This window comes from Streptomyces sp. NPDC025793, from assembly GCF_055558375.1.
This window is the reverse complement of sequence record NZ_JBVHMR010000006.1, coordinates 179,354-195,774: the sequence shown is the minus strand read 5'-3', so window position 1 is coordinate 195,774 and position 16,421 is coordinate 179,354. Positions and strand designations below refer to the sequence as shown.

Below are 16,421 nucleotides of genomic sequence, written 5' to 3'. Positions count from 1 at the left end.
TTCGGCGTTCAGCCGCGGAACCAGTGCTGCGGCCGGGGTTGGATGTTCTGCCAGACGTGCTTGGGCTCCCGGTATTCGTCGAGGCCGGTCGGCCCCAGCTCACGGCCCACGCCGGAGTGCCCGAACCCACCCCACTCGGCCTGTGGCACATAGGGGTGGTAGTCGTTGATCCACACGGTGCCGTGGCGCAGTCGGCGGGCGACCCGCTGTGCCTTGCCCGCGTCCTGTGTCCACACGGCTCCCGCGAGGCCGTACTCCGTGTCGTTGGCGATGCGCACGGCGTCGTCCTCGTCATGGAAGCTCTCGACGGTGAGCACGGGTCCGAAGGACTCCTCGTGCACCACGCGCATGTCCTGCCGGCACGCGTCGAGGACCGTCGGCGGGTAGTAGAAGCCGCCCGCCAGCGCCGGGTCGTCGGGGCGTACCCCGCCGCAGCGCAGTACGGCTCCCTCGGCGAGGCCCGCCGCGACATACGCCTCGACCTTCTCCCGGTGCCGCGCGGAGATCAGCGGCCCGGTCTCCGCCTCGGGGTCGAAGGGCCCGCCGAGCCGGATGAGCCGGGCACGGCGTACGACCTCGTCCACGAAGGCGTCGTGCAGCGAGTCCTCGACGATCAGCCGGGCACCGGCCGAGCAGACCTGCCCGGAGTGCAGGAAGACGGCGGTGAGCGCGAAGTCGACGGCCGTCTCGACGTCGGCGTCGGCGAAGACCACGTTCGGGTTCTTGCCGCCGAGTTCCAGCGCGACCTTCTTCACCGTCGCGGCGGCGGTCGCCATGATGTGCCGTCCGGTGTCCAGGCCTCCGGTGAACGACACCATGTCGACGGCCGGGTCCTCGGCCAGCGGTGCGCCCGCCTCGGCTCCGGCGCCCAGGACGAGGTTGGCCACGCCCGCGGGCAGCCCGGCCTCCTCCAGCGCCTTCATCAGCAGGATCGAGGTGGACGGCGTCAGCTCGCTCGGCTTGAGGACGATCGTGTTGCCCGCGAGCAGGGCCGGGGCGACCTTCCACGAGGCCTGCAGCAGTGGATAGTTCCAGGGGGTGATCAGCCCGCAGACACCGACGGGCTCGTACACGACCCGGCTGAGGGCGTCGTCGCGGCCGGTGTCGACCACCCGGCCGGCGCCGGTGCCGGCGATGCCGCCGTAGTAGCGCAGGCACGAGACGACGTCGGCGATGTCGTACTCGCTCTCGACCAGGCGCTTGCCGGTGTCGAGGGACTCGGCGCGGGCGAACTCCTTGGCCTCGCGCTCGATGACGTCCGCGGTGCGCAGCAGCAGCGCGCCACGCTCCCGCTCGGGGGTGCCGGGCCAGGTGCCGTCGTCGAAGGCCCGCCGGGCCGCGGCGATCGCCGCCCCGGTGTCGGGGCGGGTGCCTTCCGAGACCGTCGCGACGAGCGTGCCGTCCGCCGGACAGCGGATCTCGCGCTGACCCCCGGCCACCGGATCACGCCATTCTCCGGCCACATACAGATCTGCCATGCGACGCGCCCTTCGAACCGAATCCGTTGCGCATTGTGCATTGCATTGCTCGTGGTGGAACACCCTGGCCGAATGCCCGGCACCCGTCAAGGGGTCGGTCGACCGCGATTCTCAGCCGCCCAGCCGGTCCAGCAGGGCACGCCGCCAGCACTCCGTCTCGGCAAGCTGGTTGAAGGTGAACAGATGCAGCCCGGCCACCGCGGCAGACGGCCCGGTCAGCGCCTGCGCGCCCCGGCTGAGCAGCCGCTCGGGGGCGTAGCCGCCGGGGGCCGCGAACCGCAGGAACCAGGCGGGGTGCCGGGTCAGGAAGCGCGTCGACTCCCCCACCCCGATCTTCGTCGCCATGGCCAGCAGCTTCGCCCGCTGCACCGGCCCCGCGACCCCGACGTACACGGGCAGGGTGATGTCACGGCGCCGGATCCGGGTGATCCAGTCGCCGAGCACCCGCGGGTCGAAGCACAGGTTGCTGACGATGTACGTCGCGTGCGTGCGCTTGTCCCACATCGACTGGACGGTGATGTCGTCGTGGATGAGGGGATGGCTCTCCGGGTACCCAGTGATACCCAACTCCCGGAAGGGACTGCCCAGTTCGGTCAGCCTGCGGAGCACCGGGAGCGCGCCCTCGTACGGCCCGGCCGGCGGGTCGGCGTCGCCCGCCGGCACGAAGAGGTCCTCGATACCCGTCGCACGCAGCCGCTCGGCGACGTCCTTCAGGTGCGCGTCGTCCCGCAACAGCCGTGCGGGCAGGTGCGGGACGACGCGGTAACCGTGTGCCGCGAGCCGCTCGGTGAGGGCGAGGGTCGGTTCCAGCCCCTTGACCGGCGACGCCGTGACCGTGACCACGACGTCGCGGGGCACATGGGCGAGCACCTTGTCCTCGGTCGCCCGCGCGGGGAGCACCTCGTAGCGGACGCGGCCGAGCAGCGCCCGCAGAGCCTCGGCTGCCACCGGCTACCCGGCCTGTGTCCGGGCGTCGCCGTGCCGGTAGTACACGGCCTTGGAGGGCTCCAGCGGCTGCCTGCCGAGAATGATGTCGGCGGCCTTCTCGGCGACCATCATCACCGGCGCGTAGATGTTGCCGTTGGTGACGTAGGGCATCACCGAGGCGTCCACCACGCGCAGCCCGTCCACGCCGTGCACCCGCAGGGTCAGCGGGTCGACGACGGCCGTCTCGTCGGTGCCCATCTTGCAGGTGCAGGAGGGGTGCAGGGCCGTCTCGCCCTCCTTGGCGACCCAGGCGAGGATCTCCTCGTCGGTGTCGACGGAGGGTCCGGGCGAGATCTCGCCGCCGTTGTAGGGGGCGAGCGCGGGCTGGTCGAGGATCCTGCGGGCGACGCGGATCGCCTCGACCCACTCGCGCCGGTCCTGCTCGGTGGAGAGGTAGTTGAAGCGCAGCGCGGGCTTGACCCGCGGGTCCGTGCTCCTGATCTTCACCGAGCCGAGCGCGTCGGAGTACATGGGTCCGACGTGCACCTGATAGCCGTGGCCGCCGGCCGGCGAGGAGCCGTCGTAGCGCACCGCGACCGGCAGGAAGTGGAACATCAGGTTGGGATACTCCACGTCCTCGTTGCTGCGGGCGAATCCGCCCGCCTCGAAGTGATTGGTGGCCGCGGGCCCCTTGCGGAACAGCCATTGCAGCCCGATGAAGGGGGCACGCCACTTCGCCATGTACGGCTGCATGGACACGGGCCGCTTGCAGGCGTACTGGACGTACACCTCCAGGTGGTCCTGCATGTTCTCGCCGACGCCCGGCAGGTCGTGGACGACGTCGATGCCGAGGGCGGACAGTTCGGCGGCGTTGCCGATGCCGGAGAGCTGGAGCAGCTGGGGCGAGTTGATCGCGCCGCCGCACAGGATGACCTCGCCGGCCCGGACCCGCTGGGGCGCGCCCTTGCCGCGCCGGTACTCGACGCCGACGGCCCGTTCGCCCTCGAAGAGCACCCGGGTGACGAGCGTGCGGGTGCGCACGGTGAGGTTCGGCCGCTTCATCGCGGGCTTGAGATAGGCCTTCGCGGCCGACAGCCGACGTCCGCGGTGGACGTTGCGGTCGAACTTGGCGAAGCCTTCCTGCCGGTAGCCGTTGACGTCGTCGGTGGGGGCGTAGCCCGCCTCCTGGGTGGCCTGGAGGAAGGCGCCGAAGAGCGGGTTCGTCGCCGGGCCGCGTTCCAGGACGAGGGGTCCGTCGTGGCCGCGGAACTCGTCGTCCGGATCGGCCGCCAGACAGTTCTCCATCCGCCGGAAGTACGGCAGGCAGTGGGCGTAGTCCCAGGTCTCCATGCCGGGGTCGGCGGCCCAGCGCTCGTAGTCCATGGGGTTGCCGCGCTGGAAGATCATGCCGTTGATGCTGCTGGAGCCGCCGAGCACCTTGCCGCGGGCGTGGTAGATGCGCCGGCCGCCCATGTGCGGCTCGGGCTCGGACTCGTACTTCCAGTCGTAGAAGCGGCTGCCTATGGGGTAGGTGAGGGCCGCGGGCATGTGGATGAAGACGTCCCAGGGGTAGTCGGAGCGGCCCGCCTCCAGGACGAGCACACGGTTTCCGGGGTCGGCCGACAGCCGGTTCGCCAGTGCGCTGCCGGCCGATCCGCCGCCGACGATGACGAAGTCGTAGTGCAGAGGAGCCATGTGTCCGCCTCGTCTCGCTCGCGCCGTCGTGATGCGCGGCATGCTAGTACGGGTGTCGCAATGCGCACCAGGTTGCGAACAACGCAACTTGTAAGATCCTTGTTCACACCGCGTTACGTGAAAGGTGTTGTTTACTGCGCGTATAGTTCCGTCATGAGCAACTACAGTCCGGATACCGGAACAAGCGGACCACAGTCCGGCGGGGTGCAGTCCGTCGACCGGGCCATCAGCGTCCTCGAGATCCTCGCCCAGCGTGGCGAGGCGGGAGTGAGCGAGGTGGCCGCCGAGATCGACGTGCACAAGTCGACCGCGTTCCGTCTGCTCGGCGCCCTGGAGGCGCGCGGCCTGGTGGAGCAGTCGGGCGAGCGGGGCAAATACTCCCTCGGCTTCGGCATCGTGCGCCTGGCCGGCGCCGTCACGGCGCGTATCGACATCACCCAGCAGAGCCGGCCGGTGTGCGAGCGGCTGGCCGAGGAGATCGGCGAGACGGTCAACATCGCCGTGCTGCAGGAGCACTACGCGATCAACCTCTACCAGGTGCGCGGGCAGGCCGCCGTCACCGCGCACAACTGGGTCGGCCAGCTGACCCCGCTGCACGCCACCTCCAGCGGCAAGATCATGCTGGCCCACCTGCCCGCCGAGGAGCGCGCCGCGCTGCTGACGGAGACGGGCCAGAAGAAGCTGACCCCGCACACGATCTCCTCGAAGGCGAAGCTGGAGAAGAACCTCACCGAGGCCCGGGAGCGCGGTTACGCCTGGACGCTGGAGGAGCTGGAGATCGGGCTGCACGCCATGGCCGCCCCGATCCGGGACCGGGACGGCCGGGTCATCGCCTCGGTCAGCGCGTCCGGGCCCGGGTACCGGTTCACCGAGGAGCGCATGCACGAGCTGGCTCCCGTGCTCGTCGAGGGCGCGGAGGAGATCAGCCACCGGATGGGATACCTGGGCTGATCGCACCCGGTACGACCGCCGTTCGGCCCGCGTTCGCCCCCTGCGCGGGCCACGGGCGACCCCTGCTATCGCGGCGTGCGTGCGCCGAGACGCTCGCTCACCCAGTCGTGGAACGCGCCGATGTGGTGCTCGCTGGGGACCAGCACGCCGCCCTTGCCGTAGAGCCGTGAACCCATGCCGGGCTGGGTGCGCTCGCAGGCGTCGAAGTCCTGGCGGTTGACCCGGTCGAAGAGCTCCACGGACCGGCTGACGTCCTTGCCGCTCTCCACGACGTGCGGCAGGTAGAGCCAGTCGCACTCGACGATCGTGCGGTCGGCGGCCACCGGGTACATCCGGTGGAAGATCACGTGGTCGGGCACGAGGTTGATGAAGACCTGCGGTTTGACGGTGATCGCGTAGTACCGGCGGTCCTGTTCCTCGGACACCCCGGGAATGCGGTCCAGGCCCTCGGAGCCGTCCACGGTGAAGCCCCGGACGTCCGTGCCGAACTCCGCGCCGTGGCCGACGTAGTACTGGGCGGCGTAGCCGTCGGCGAACTCCGGCAGCACTTCGGTGAGTTCGGGGTGGATGGTGGCGCAGTGGTAGCACTCCATGAAGTTCTCGATGATGAGCTTCCAGTTCGCCCGCACGTCGTAGACGATCCGCCTGCCCACCGAGAGGTTCGCGATGTCGTAGCGGTCGATCGACTCGACGTCGCCGAGGCGGGTGATCACCTCGCCGATGACCTCCTCCTCGAAGGAGGGCGGGTGCTCCGCGAGGCACACCCAGACATAGCCGAGCCATTCCCGCACGGCCACGCTCACCAGGCCGTACTCGGTACGGCCGACGTCGGGCATCCTGGTGAGGTTGGGCGCCGCGACGAGCTTGCCCTCCAGGTCGTACGTCCAGGCGTGGTACGGGCACTGGAAGGCGCGCTTGACCTCACCCGTCTCCTCGGTGCGGAGCCTGGCCCCACGGTGCCGGCAGACGTTGAAGTAGGCCCGGACGGACATGTCCCGGGCGCGGGTGACGAGGATGCTCTCGCGGCCCACGTCGACGGTGCGGAACGCGCCGGGTTTCGCCAGTTCGGACGAGCGCGCGACACAGAACCACATCGTCTCGAAGATGTGCTCCTGCTCCTGGGCGAAGACACCGGGGTCCGTGTAGGCGGAGCCGGGGAGGGTGGCGATCAGGCTGTCCGGCAGGCTGGTCGAGGTCACGGTGCACTCCTCGGGAAAACGTCGTGGTGTCGTCAATACGTCGGTACATCGATACGTCGGCACATCGGCACATCGGCACGTCGAGCCGCGGTGGCGTCAGGACCCGGTCGCCGCGGAGGTGAGCTGTTTGCGCCAGCGGGTGAACAGCCGCGGCTGGTTCATCCCGAGCACGGCGACCGGCCGGCCCGCCCGCCGGTACACGGCGAGGAAGCTGCGGTCGCCGGTCGAGCCCTCCTCGACCGTCACCTCGTCGGCCCCGGCCGCGTGGCCGACGAACTGGATCTTCACGCCGTACTGGTCCGACCAGAAGTACGCGGGCCGGGGCACGCCCGGTTCCCTGGCACCGCCCGCGAGGAGCGTGGCGACGGCGGTGTCCGGCCGTTCCAGTGCGCCGGTCCAGTGCTCGACCCGGCGGTGGGCGCCGGTGTGCGGGTCGTACCAGTTGGCGCAGTCGCCCACGGCGACCACCCCGGCCAGGGTCGTGCGGCCGTCGGCGCCGCACTTCACGCCGTTGTCGAGGGCGACACCGGAACCGTCGAGCCAGTCGACACAGGGGCGGGCCCCCACGCCGACGACGACGGTGTCGGCGGGAACGCTGCGGCCGTCCTCCAGGAGCACGGCGTCCACCCGGCGCTCCCCGCCGAGCCCCTTGACTCCCGCACCGCACAGCAGGCGGACGCCGTGATCGGCGTGCAGGGCGCAGACAACGGCGCCCATGGCCGCGCCGAGCGGGCCGGCCAGCGGCGTCGGGGCCGCCTCGACCACCGTGACGTCCAGGCCGAGGGCGTACGCGGTGGAGGCGACCTCGGCGCCGACGAACCCGCCGCCGATCACCACCAGCCGTCCACCCAGGGCCAGTTCGTCGCGCAGGGCGCGGGCGTCGTCCAGCGTGCGCAGCACGTGGACGCCGGCGAGGCCCTCGGTGCCGGGCAGGGTGCGGGCGGCCGCGCCGGTGGCGACGACCACGCCGTCGGCGCGGATCTCCCGGCCGTCGGCGAGCCGGATCGCCCGCTCGGTGCGGTCGAGTCCGGTGGCGCGGGTGCCGAGCACCCACTCCGCCTGGAGGTCCTCGTCGTCCCGCTCCAGCGCCAGTTCGGCTTCGCCGAGGGCGCCGGCCAGGAACTCCTTGGACAGCGGCGGCCTGTCGTACGGCCGGTGCAGTTCCTCGCCGACGAGGACCAGGCGGCCGTCGTAACCCCGCTTGCGCAGTGAGCGCGCGGCCGACAGACCGGCCAGCGAGGCGCCTACGACGGCCACGGTCCTCACGCGGCGCCTCCGGCCAGGCGGGCGGAGACGCACGGCGGCAGGTTGGGTGCCGCCGTGGAGAGCCGGACGTGGATCATGCCGTCCTCGACGACGACCTCGTGGGTGCGGACCGGCAGCTTGGCCGGGGGTGCGTCCACGGCACCCGTCCGCAGGTCGAACTTCGAGGCGTGCAGGGGACATTCCACCTCACAGCCCTCCAGCCAGCCGTCGGCGAGCGACGCGTCCTGGTGGGTGCAGGTGTCGTCGACGGCGAAGAGTTCACCGTCGTCGGTGTGGAACACCGCCACGGGCGGGTCGACGTCGAGCCGATGGGCCTCGCCTCGCGGCAGATCCGCGAGACGGCACGCGGGAATCATCATGACACCTCGGTGCGTATAGCGAAACGGATTGCGATGAGCGCAACGTCAGTCTGCTGGCGGCGCTGAAGGCTTGTCAAGGCGTCGGAAGGCCAGGTTGCGCGGGCTGCGCCGACGCCGTTCCGGGCATGCCGAAGCGCCCCCGAAAGCGCAGGTCAGACGGGGGAAACGGGCGTCCGTGAGGCGCGCCGACGACCCTGCCGCCGATGCCGTCCGCACAGGGGAGGCGCCGGGGGCAGGGCCGCTCACCGACCGGGCGGTCAGAAACCGCGGTCGATCCACTCCTGGAGATGCGGCGCCTCGGCGCCGATGGTGGTGGTGTCACCGTGACCGGTGTGTACGACGGTGTCGCCCGGCAGGGTGAGAAGGCGCTCGCTGATCGAGCCGATGAGAGTCGGGAAGTCGCTGTACGACCGTCCGGTCGCGCCCGGCCCGCCGGCGAAGAGCGTGTCGCCGCTGAAGAGCGCGGAGAGCCGTGGGGCGTACAGGCACACGGCCCCGGGAGCGTGGCCCGGGGTGTGCAGCACGGTCAGCTCCGTCCCCGCGACCAGGAGGGGCTGCCCGTCGGTCAGCTCGGCGTCGGGCGCCCGGTCGGGATGGGTCTGTTTCCACAGTTCCAGATCGCCGGAGTGCAGCAGGACGGGCGCCCCGGTCCGGGCGGAGAGTTCGGGCGCGGCGTCGATGTGGTCGTTGTGCGCGTGGGTGCACACGATCGCCCGCAGGGCGCGTCCGCCGACGGCCCGGACGACGGCCTCGGCGTCGTGGGCGGCGTCGATGACGATCACCTCGGTGTCGTCGCCCACGATCCACACGTTGTTGTCGACGTCCCAGGTGCCGCCGTCGAGCGAGAACGTCCCCGAGGTGACGAGGCGTTCGATGCGGGCGCCCGGCATCAGAGGACGACCACCGAGCGCAGGACGTCGCCGTGGTGCATCCGCTCGAACGCCTTCTCCACGTCGTCGAGGGCGATGGTCTCGGTGACGAAGGCGTCCAGGTCGAGCCGCCCCTGGAGATGGAGGTCGATCAGCATCGGGAAGTCCCGGGAGGGCAGGCAGTCGCCGTACCAGGACGACTTCAACGCCCCGCCCCGCCCGAACACATCGAGCAGGGGCAGCTCCAGCTTCATCTCCGGCGTCGGCACGCCGACCAGGACGACGGTGCCGGCGAGGTCACGGGCGTAGAAGGCCTGCCGGTACGTCTCGGGACGCCCCACCGCGTCGATCACCACGTCCGCGCCGAAGCCCCCGGTCAGCTCGCGCACGGCGTCGACCGCGTCCGCCTGCCTGGAGTTGACGGTGTGGGTCGCGCCCAGCTTCGTCGCCGTGGCGAGCTTGCGGTCGTCGATGTCGACGGCGATGATCCTCGCCGCGCCGGCCAGCTTCGCCCCGGCGATGGCCGCGGCCCCGACCCCACCGCAGCCGATCACGGCGACGCTGTCACCGCGGCCGACGTTCCCGGTGTTGATCGCCGCGCCCAGACCCGCCATCACACCGCACCCCAGCAGCCCGGCGGCAGCCGCGGACGCGGCCGGGTCCACCTTCGTGCACTGTCCCGCCGCCACCAGCGTCTTCTCCGCGAACGCACCGATCCCCAGCGCCGGTGACAGCTCCGTGCCGTCGGTCAGCGTCATCTTCTGCTTCGCGTTGTGCGTGTCGAAGCAGTACCACGGCCGCCCGCGCAGACAGGCCCGGCACCGACCGCACACCGCACGCCAGTTGAGGATGACGAAGTCACCGGGAGCGACGCCGGTGACGCCCTCCCCCACCGCTTCCACGACACCCGCCGCCTCATGGCCCAGCAGGAACGGGAAGTCGTCGCTGATCCCGCCCTCGCGATAGTGCAGATCGGTGTGGCAGACACCGCAGGCCTCGATCTTGACCAGCGCCTCGCCCGGTCCGGGATCGGGCACGACGATCGTTTCCAGACTGACGGGGGCGCCCCTGCGCATCGCGACGACAGCACGGACCTGCTGAGACATGGCCACTCCTCGGCTGACAGTTGGGATGTTGCCTATGTTGCCCATTACGGCACGCATCTCGCGGTTCGCAACACAGCATCGCGGAGGCCGGGGCGGCGGTCAAGAATCGGGGCTTCGGTCCGTGCCGATCGGCTGGAGGCGTCCGTCGCGGACCTGCCCCAAGTACGGGGTGACGGCGCGGAGTTGCGGGCGGCGGCGGGCCCGGCGCCCAGGGAACGGACCCGGCGTCAGCGCGAGATCGAGCAGCGGCGCACACCGCGCCCCGCCCGCCGCGGCAGCCGGTCTACGCAACGGACCGGGCGCCGAGGGGACATGTCACCCTGGCGCCCGGTCCGTCGGGGGGGGGCGTTCACGCCCGGCGCGGCAGCTTCCAGTTCGGGCGGGGGAAGTGGCAGGTGTAGCCGTCGGGGTAGCGCTCCAGGTAATCCTGGTGCTCGGGTTCGGCCTCCCAGAAGTCGCCCAGGGGCTCCACTTCCGTGACGACCTTGCCCGGCCAGAGCCCGCTCGCCTCGACGTCGGCGATCGTGTCCAGGGCGACGCGGTGCTGCTCCTCGTCTCCGTAGAAGATGGCGGACCGGTAGCTGCGCCCGATGTCGTTGCCCTGGCGGTCCTTCGTGGTCGGGTCGTGGACCTGGAAGAAGAACTCCAGGAGGTCGCGGTAGCTCGTGACCGCCGGGTCGAAGAGGATCTCGATGGCCTCGGCGTGGTCGCCGTGGTCGCGGTACGTGGCGTTCGGCGTGTCCCCGCCGCTGTAGCCGACGCGCGTGGCGACCACGCCCGGCTGCTTGCGGACCAGATCCTGCATGCCCCAGAAACAACCGCCCGCCAGCACGGCCCGCTCGGTTCCCACAGTCATCGATCACTCCTGACGCTCGCGCCCGGCGCCCGATGGACGCGCCGACCATGCGATCATCACACAATGAGGGCGCAGAAATCAAACCGTTCTCACGCCGAATTCTTCCCGTAATTGAAGAGAATGTACGTACGCCAAATCGAGTGGTCGAATCACGGTTTGGACTTCATCAATTTCCCCCCATGGGCCGACCGTGTATTAATTGCAATGAGTTGGTGAACGCCTCGCGGCACAAGTACGTCTGACTAGACGTAATGGATTTCGCATCCGTTGGCACCGCACACCAGAGGCACCACTTTGTCTTCGCCCGCATTCGATGCGTCACACCCACCCCTCGGCTCGCCCGGGAATCAGGCTCTCTTCCGCTCCGCGGCCGCCTCGTCGCCGCGTACCCTCGTCGATGTCCTGCAATCCACCGTCGCCCGGAATCCGGACGCCCCGGCCCTGGACACCGGCACGGAAACACTGACCTACCGCGAGCTGTCGGCCGAGGTCGTCCGTCGTGCCCAGTGGCTCACCGGCCAGGGTGTCGGTCCCGGCGACCGGGTGGGGATCCGGATCCCCTCGGGCACCGCCGAGCTGTATCTGTCGATCCTCGCCGTACTGCACTGCGGAGCGGCCTACGTACCGGTCGACGCGGACGACCCCGAGGAGCGGGCGGCCACCGTCTTCCGCGAGGCCGGGGTGTGCCTCGTCCTCGGCCCCCACCCGCAGCCCGCCGGGGCGGCCGTCGCGTCGGGGGCGGTGCGCGGCCGCCGCGCGCCCGCTCCGGAGGACGACGCGTGGATCATCTTCACCTCCGGCTCGACCGGCGCCCCCAAGGGCGTGGCCGTCACCCACCGGTCCGCGGCCGCGTTCGTGGACGCCGAGGCGCGGCTGTTCCTGCGCGAGCGGCCGCTCGGCCCCGGTGACCGGGTCCTCGCGGGGCTGTCCGTCGCCTTCGACGCCTCCTGCGAGGAGATGTGGCTGGCCTGGCGTTCCGGTGCCTGCCTGGTACCGGCCGAACGCGCCCTGGTCCGGGCGGGCCACGAACTCGGGCCCTGGCTCGACGAGCGGGGCATCACCGTCGTCTCCACCGTGCCGACCCTGCTGTCCATGTGGCCCGAACAGGCCCTGCGCCGCGTGCGGTTGCTGATCCTGGGCGGCGAGGCCTGCCCGCCCGGCCTGGTCGAGCGGTTCGCCGGTCCCGAGCGGGAGATGTGGAACACCTACGGCCCCACGGAGACCACCGTCGTGGCCTGCGCCGCCCCGCTGCGGCGCGGCCGCACCGTGCGCATCGGCCTGCCGCTGGCGGGCTGGGACCTTGCCGTGGTCGACGAGGCCGGGGAACCGGTCGCGTACGGGGAGCAGGGCGAGCTGGTCATCGCCGGTGCCGGTACCGCGCGCTACCTCGACCCCGTGAAGGACGCGGAGCGCTTCCGGCCGTGCCCCGCGCTGGACTCTCTCCGCGCCTACCGCTCGGGCGACCTCGTGCGCGCCGACGCCGCGGGGCTGGTGTTCCTCGGCCGCGTCGACGACCAGGTCAAGCTCGGCGGACGGCGCGTGGAACTGGGCGAGATCGACGCGGCCCTGCTCGCCCTGCCGGGGGTGCGCGGCGCGGCCGCGGCCGTCCAGCCGACGGCCGCCGGTGCCTCGATCCTGGTCGGGTACGTCGTACCGGAACAGGACGTGGCGGGGCGGTCCGCGTTCGAGGCGGGCAAGGCCAGAGCACTGCTCGCCGAGCAACTGCCCGCGGCGCTCGTGCCGGTGCTGGCCGAGGTGACGACGCTGCCCACGCGCGCCTCCGGGAAGGCCGACCGCACGGCCCTGCCCTGGCCGGTGCCCCTGGCGGGCGGCGAGAGCGACGCCGGTGACGGGGACCACCCGCTGGAGGGTACGGCGGCGCGGCTGGCGGACGTCTGGGAGCAGTTGCTCGGGCTGCGGCCCGGCCCGGACAGCGACTTCGTCGCGCTCGGCGGCACCAGCCTGACGGCCGCCCGGATGGCCTCGATACTCCGCGAGGAGTATCCGGGCCTGTCCGTCGCCGACCTCTACCGGCACTCGGTGCTGCACCGCATGGCCGACCACCTCGACTCCCTCGCCGGGACCACGCGGGAGGTGCGCGAGGTCCGGCCGATCCCCCGGACGACCGCCGTCGTGCAGTTCTTCGTACAGCTGGCCGGTTACACCGTCACGGGCCTGCGCGGACTGGTCGGGCTGGCGGCGGCCGACAACGTGCTCGGCTGGGTCGCGCCGCACCAGTGGGCGCCGCACACGTCGTGGTGGCTGGTCCTGGCAGGCTGGGTGGTGCTGTTCAGCTCGCCGGTGCGCTGTCTGACCGGCGCGGTCCTCGCCCGCACCCTGGCCGGCTCGATCACTCCGGGCGCCCACCCGCGCGGGGGCAGCACGCATCTGCGGCTGTGGACCGCGGAACGGGCGGTCGCCACGTTCGGTGTGCCGTCCCTGCTCGGCACCCCGTGGGCGGTCCTGTACGCCCGCATCCTGGGCTGCCGCGCCGGGCGCGACGTCCAACTGCACACGATGCCCCCGGTGACGGGCCTCGCCGAGCTGGGCGACGGGTGCAGCATCGAACCCGAGGCGGACATCGCGGGCTGGTGGCTGGACGGTGACACGCTGCACGTCGGCAGAATCTCGGTCGGGGCGGGCGCCCGGGTCGGTCACCGCAGCACGCTGCTGCCCGGTGCCGTCGTGGGCCGTGGCGCGGAACTGACCGCAGGCAGCTGTCTGAGCGAGCGGATCCCCGACGGCATGGTGTGGACCGGCTCCCCGGCCCGGCCGGCCGAGCCCGCCGAGCGCCTCGCGGGTGTCGGGTGGCCGGCACCCCCGGCGGACCGCCGGCGCCGCTGGCACGTGGCCTACGCGCTCTCCCTGACCGTACTGCCCCTGACCTCACTGCTGGCGGCGGCCCCCGCCCTGTTCCTCACCTGGCTGCTGGTCCGCTCCACGCCGACGCTGTCCGGCGCGGCGGGGCACCTGCTCGCCGCAGCCCCGCTGTTCGCCGTCATGACGATGGTGTTCGGGCTGCTGCTCACCGCGGCGACCGTGCGGCTGCTGAACCGGTCGATCAGGCCCGGCATGCACCGTGCGGACGGCGGCGTGGCCTGGCGCGCCTGGCTCGTGACACGCATCCTCGACGGTGCCCGGGCCGGCTACTTCCCCCTGTACGCGAGCCTGGCGACACCGTCCTGGCTGCGGCTGCTCGGCGCCCGCGTCGGCCGCGGCACCGAGATCTCCACGGTGCTGCCGCTGCCGTCGCTGCTCACGGTGGAGGACGGGGCGTTCCTCGCCGACGACACGCTGGTCGCGCCGTACGAACTGCGCGGCGGCTGGCTGAAGTTGGGGGAGGTACGGGTCGGCGAGCGCGCGTTCGTCGGCAACTCCGGCATCGTCGGACCGGGCCGCGAGGTCGCCGACCACGCGCTGGTCGGCGTGCTGTCCGACGCGCCGCAGCAGGGCGAGCCCGGCATGTCCTGGATCGGCCGGCCCGCGATGCCGCTGCCCCGGCTGCCGGAGACCGGCGACCCGGCGCGCACGTTCGCCCCGCCCCGGCGGCTGGTGGCGGCCCGCGCGGCCGTGGAGCTGTGCCGCCTGCTGCCGATGGTCCTCGGCACGGTGCTGGCGGAGACCCTGTTCCTCGGCGAGCAGCGGTTCTTCGACCTCGGCGGGCTGCCCCTGGCCGCGCTCACCGCCGCCCCGCTGCTCATGGCCGCGGGCCTGGTGGCCTGTCTCGTCACGACCGGCGCCAAGTGGCTGCTGGTGGGCCGGTTCCGGGTCGGCGAGCGCCCGCTGTGGTCGCCGTTCGTGTGGCGCAACGAGTTGTTCGACACGTTCGTCGAGGTGCTGGCCGTGCCATGGGCGGCGGGCGCACACGTGGGCACCCCGGTGCTGAACTGGTGGCTGCGCAGCCTCGGCGCACGCATCGGACGCGGTGTGTGGTGCGACACCTACTGGCTGCCGGAGACCGATCTGGTCACCCTCGGCGACGGCGCCAGCGTCAACCGCGGATGTGTGCTCCAGACCCATCTCTTCCACGACCGCATCATGCGGATGGACACCGTGGAGCTGGCGGCCGGCGCCTCCCTGGGCCCGCACAGCATCGCCCTGCCCGGCACCACGATCGGCGCCGGTGCCTCCATCGCCGCCGCCTCGCTCGTGATGCGCGGCGAGACCGTGCCGGAGGGCACCCGCTGGGCGGGCAACCCCATCGCGGGCGCCGACGCGACCGCGCCCGCCGCCCCGCTCGCCGGTGGGGAGGCGGCATGAGGTGGTGCACCCGGCGGGCGCTGCTGCGCGGCGCGGCGCTCGCCCCGCTCGCGGCGACGGCCGCGGACCAGCTGCCGCGCCAGGCCGAACGCTACTTCGCGAGCCATGGCACGGACGGTCATCGCACCCTCTCCTACGACCTGCACCTGGCGTACGACCCGGCCGCCGGCAGGCTCGACGGACGGGCGCACATCCGGGCGGTGGCGGACCGTACTCTGCCCCAGGTCGAGCTCGACCTCGCCCGGCTGGCCGTGTACGACGCACGGATCGACGGGACCGCCGTACGCCCCGGCAGGCGGCGGGACAAGCTGGTCCTGCCGGCCCCGCGCACGCTCCGCCCCGGTACCCCGTTCAGCGTGGAGATCGGCTACGGCGGCCGGCCGGGTCCGCTCCGCACACCGTTCGGGCAGATCGGCTGGGACCGCACCGGCGACGCGCACGACGGGACGCTGGTCGCCTCGCAGCCGCTCGGCGCCCCGTCGTGGTTCCCGTGCAACGACCGCCCGGACGACAAGGCCGAGTTCACCTTCCGGGTGACCGTGCCGCGCAGTCACCAGGTGCTCGCCAACGGGACGCTGCTGGAGCGGAGCGAGACGGAGTCGACCGCGTGCTGGACCTACCACCACCCGGGTCCGATGGCCCCCTATCTCGCCTCGCTGTACACGGGCCGCTTCGCCTACGACACCTGGGAGGCACGCGACTCCTCGACCGGCCGCCGGATCGCCGGACGCAACGCCTTCCCCGCCCGGCTGGCAGCCGCTGCCCGGCACGATCTGGGCCGCCAGCCCGCCATGCTCAGCGCGTTCACCGACTGGTTCGGGCCGTATCCGTTCGAGACGTACGGCGCGGTCGTCGTGGACGCGGAGCTGGACGAGCCCGTGGAGAACCAGACGGTCTCCGTCTTCGGGCGCAACCACGTCGACGGCCACCGGACCTGGGAGACCCTCGTGGCCCACGAACTCGTCCACCAGTGGTACGGCAACAGCGTGAGCCTGCGGGACTGGCGCGACATCTGGCTCAACGAGGGCTTCGCCACGTACGGCGAGTGGCTGTGGTCGGAGCACCTCGGCGAGGACTCCGCGGACGACATCGCCCGGCAGGCCTGGCACACGATGGCGAAGGGCGTGCAGAACCTGCGGACGGCCGATCCGGGACCGCACCGCATCTTCGACGAACGCGTCTACAACCGGGGCGCGTGCGCACTGCACGCGCTGCGCCTGACGCTGGGTGACGAGCGGTTCTTCGCGATGCTGCGCGGCTGGCACGAGACGCACCGCGGCAGGAGCGCCGGGACCGCCGCCTTCATCGCCCACGCCGGACGGTCCCGGCCCGCGGAGCTGGAGCCCCTGCTGCGCGCCTGGCTCTACGACAAGCGGCTCCCGCACCTGCCGCGTCCACGCGCGGACGCCGCACAGGTCTGAGCCCGTCCGCCCCCTCGCCCGTACGCGGCGAGGG

At 72.0% G+C, this 16,421-nt stretch carries 12 protein-coding genes; 3 read left to right on the top strand and 9 right to left on the bottom strand.

The features are described 5' to 3' along the window. Positions 1 to 8: 8 nt before the first annotated feature. The 3 genes from ACZ4MF_RS15190 to betA all read right to left on the bottom strand — a co-directional run bounded on the left by ACZ4MF_RS15190 (position 9) and on the right by betA (position 4,100). A complete protein-coding gene (locus tag ACZ4MF_RS15190; RefSeq protein ID WP_467492458.1) occupies positions 9 to 1,478 on the bottom strand; it encodes an aldehyde dehydrogenase family protein in 1,470 nt (489 codons plus the stop codon). Positions 1,479 to 1,589: 111 nt separating this feature from the next. Next, positions 1,590 to 2,426 (bottom strand): methylenetetrahydrofolate reductase, encoded by an 837-nt coding sequence (locus tag ACZ4MF_RS15185; RefSeq protein ID WP_467492457.1) that lies wholly within the window; start codon positions 2,424 to 2,426, stop codon positions 1,590 to 1,592. Between the two features lie 3 nt (positions 2,427 to 2,429). Next, positions 2,430 to 4,100: a choline dehydrogenase gene (gene betA, locus ACZ4MF_RS15180; protein WP_467492456.1), complete on the bottom strand. Its 1,671-nt coding sequence runs from the start codon at positions 4,098 to 4,100 to the stop codon at positions 2,430 to 2,432. Between the two features lie 153 nt (positions 4,101 to 4,253). Between betA and ACZ4MF_RS15175 the strand changes: the two genes are divergently transcribed. Beyond that, positions 4,254 to 5,051: an IclR family transcriptional regulator gene (locus ACZ4MF_RS15175; protein ID WP_467492455.1), complete on the top strand. Its 798-nt coding sequence runs from the start codon at positions 4,254 to 4,256 to the stop codon at positions 5,049 to 5,051. A gap of 65 nt (positions 5,052 to 5,116) precedes the next feature. Here ACZ4MF_RS15175 and ACZ4MF_RS15170 read toward each other — a convergent pair whose 3' ends face one another. The 6 genes from ACZ4MF_RS15170 to msrA all read right to left on the bottom strand — a co-directional run bounded on the left by ACZ4MF_RS15170 (position 5,117) and on the right by msrA (position 10,706). Then, complete coding sequence (locus ACZ4MF_RS15170) at positions 5,117 to 6,250, bottom strand: aromatic ring-hydroxylating oxygenase subunit alpha (protein WP_467492454.1); 1,134 nt, start codon at positions 6,248 to 6,250, stop codon at positions 5,117 to 5,119. Positions 6,251 to 6,346: 96 nt separating this feature from the next. After that, complete coding sequence (locus tag ACZ4MF_RS15165; protein WP_467492453.1) at positions 6,347 to 7,516, bottom strand: NAD(P)/FAD-dependent oxidoreductase; 1,170 nt, start codon at positions 7,514 to 7,516, stop codon at positions 6,347 to 6,349. Next, positions 7,513 to 7,875, bottom strand: coding sequence for a bifunctional 3-phenylpropionate/cinnamic acid dioxygenase ferredoxin subunit (locus ACZ4MF_RS15160; protein WP_356031896.1), 363 nt, complete (start codon positions 7,873 to 7,875; stop codon positions 7,513 to 7,515). Before ACZ4MF_RS15160 ends, ACZ4MF_RS15165 begins: the two co-directional genes overlap by 4 nt. Before the next feature lie 257 nt (positions 7,876 to 8,132). Next, the gene (locus ACZ4MF_RS15155) at positions 8,133 to 8,765 is read right to left on the bottom strand and encodes an MBL fold metallo-hydrolase (RefSeq protein WP_467492452.1); all 633 of its coding nucleotides are present in this window, start codon (positions 8,763 to 8,765) and stop codon (positions 8,133 to 8,135) included. Then, complete coding sequence (locus tag ACZ4MF_RS15150; RefSeq protein WP_467492451.1) at positions 8,765 to 9,850, bottom strand: S-(hydroxymethyl)mycothiol dehydrogenase; 1,086 nt, start codon at positions 9,848 to 9,850, stop codon at positions 8,765 to 8,767. The genes ACZ4MF_RS15155 and ACZ4MF_RS15150 overlap by 1 nt, the downstream gene beginning before the upstream one ends. 349 nt (positions 9,851 to 10,199) lie before the next feature. Continuing rightward, positions 10,200 to 10,706: a peptide-methionine (S)-S-oxide reductase MsrA gene (gene msrA / locus ACZ4MF_RS15145; protein ID WP_356031889.1), complete on the bottom strand. Its 507-nt coding sequence runs from the start codon at positions 10,704 to 10,706 to the stop codon at positions 10,200 to 10,202. Between the two features lie 294 nt (positions 10,707 to 11,000). On the opposite strand from msrA, the gene ACZ4MF_RS15140 reads away from it, so the two are divergent. Continuing rightward, on the top strand, positions 11,001 to 14,966 hold the full coding sequence (locus tag ACZ4MF_RS15140) for a Pls/PosA family non-ribosomal peptide synthetase (RefSeq protein ID WP_467492450.1): 3,966 nt from the start codon (positions 11,001 to 11,003) through the stop codon (positions 14,964 to 14,966). Continuing rightward, positions 14,963 to 16,387, top strand: coding sequence for a M1 family metallopeptidase (locus ACZ4MF_RS15135; protein ID WP_467492449.1), 1,425 nt, complete (start codon positions 14,963 to 14,965; stop codon positions 16,385 to 16,387). The genes ACZ4MF_RS15140 and ACZ4MF_RS15135 overlap by 4 nt, the downstream gene beginning before the upstream one ends. The last annotated feature ends 34 nt before the right edge of the window (positions 16,388 to 16,421 follow it).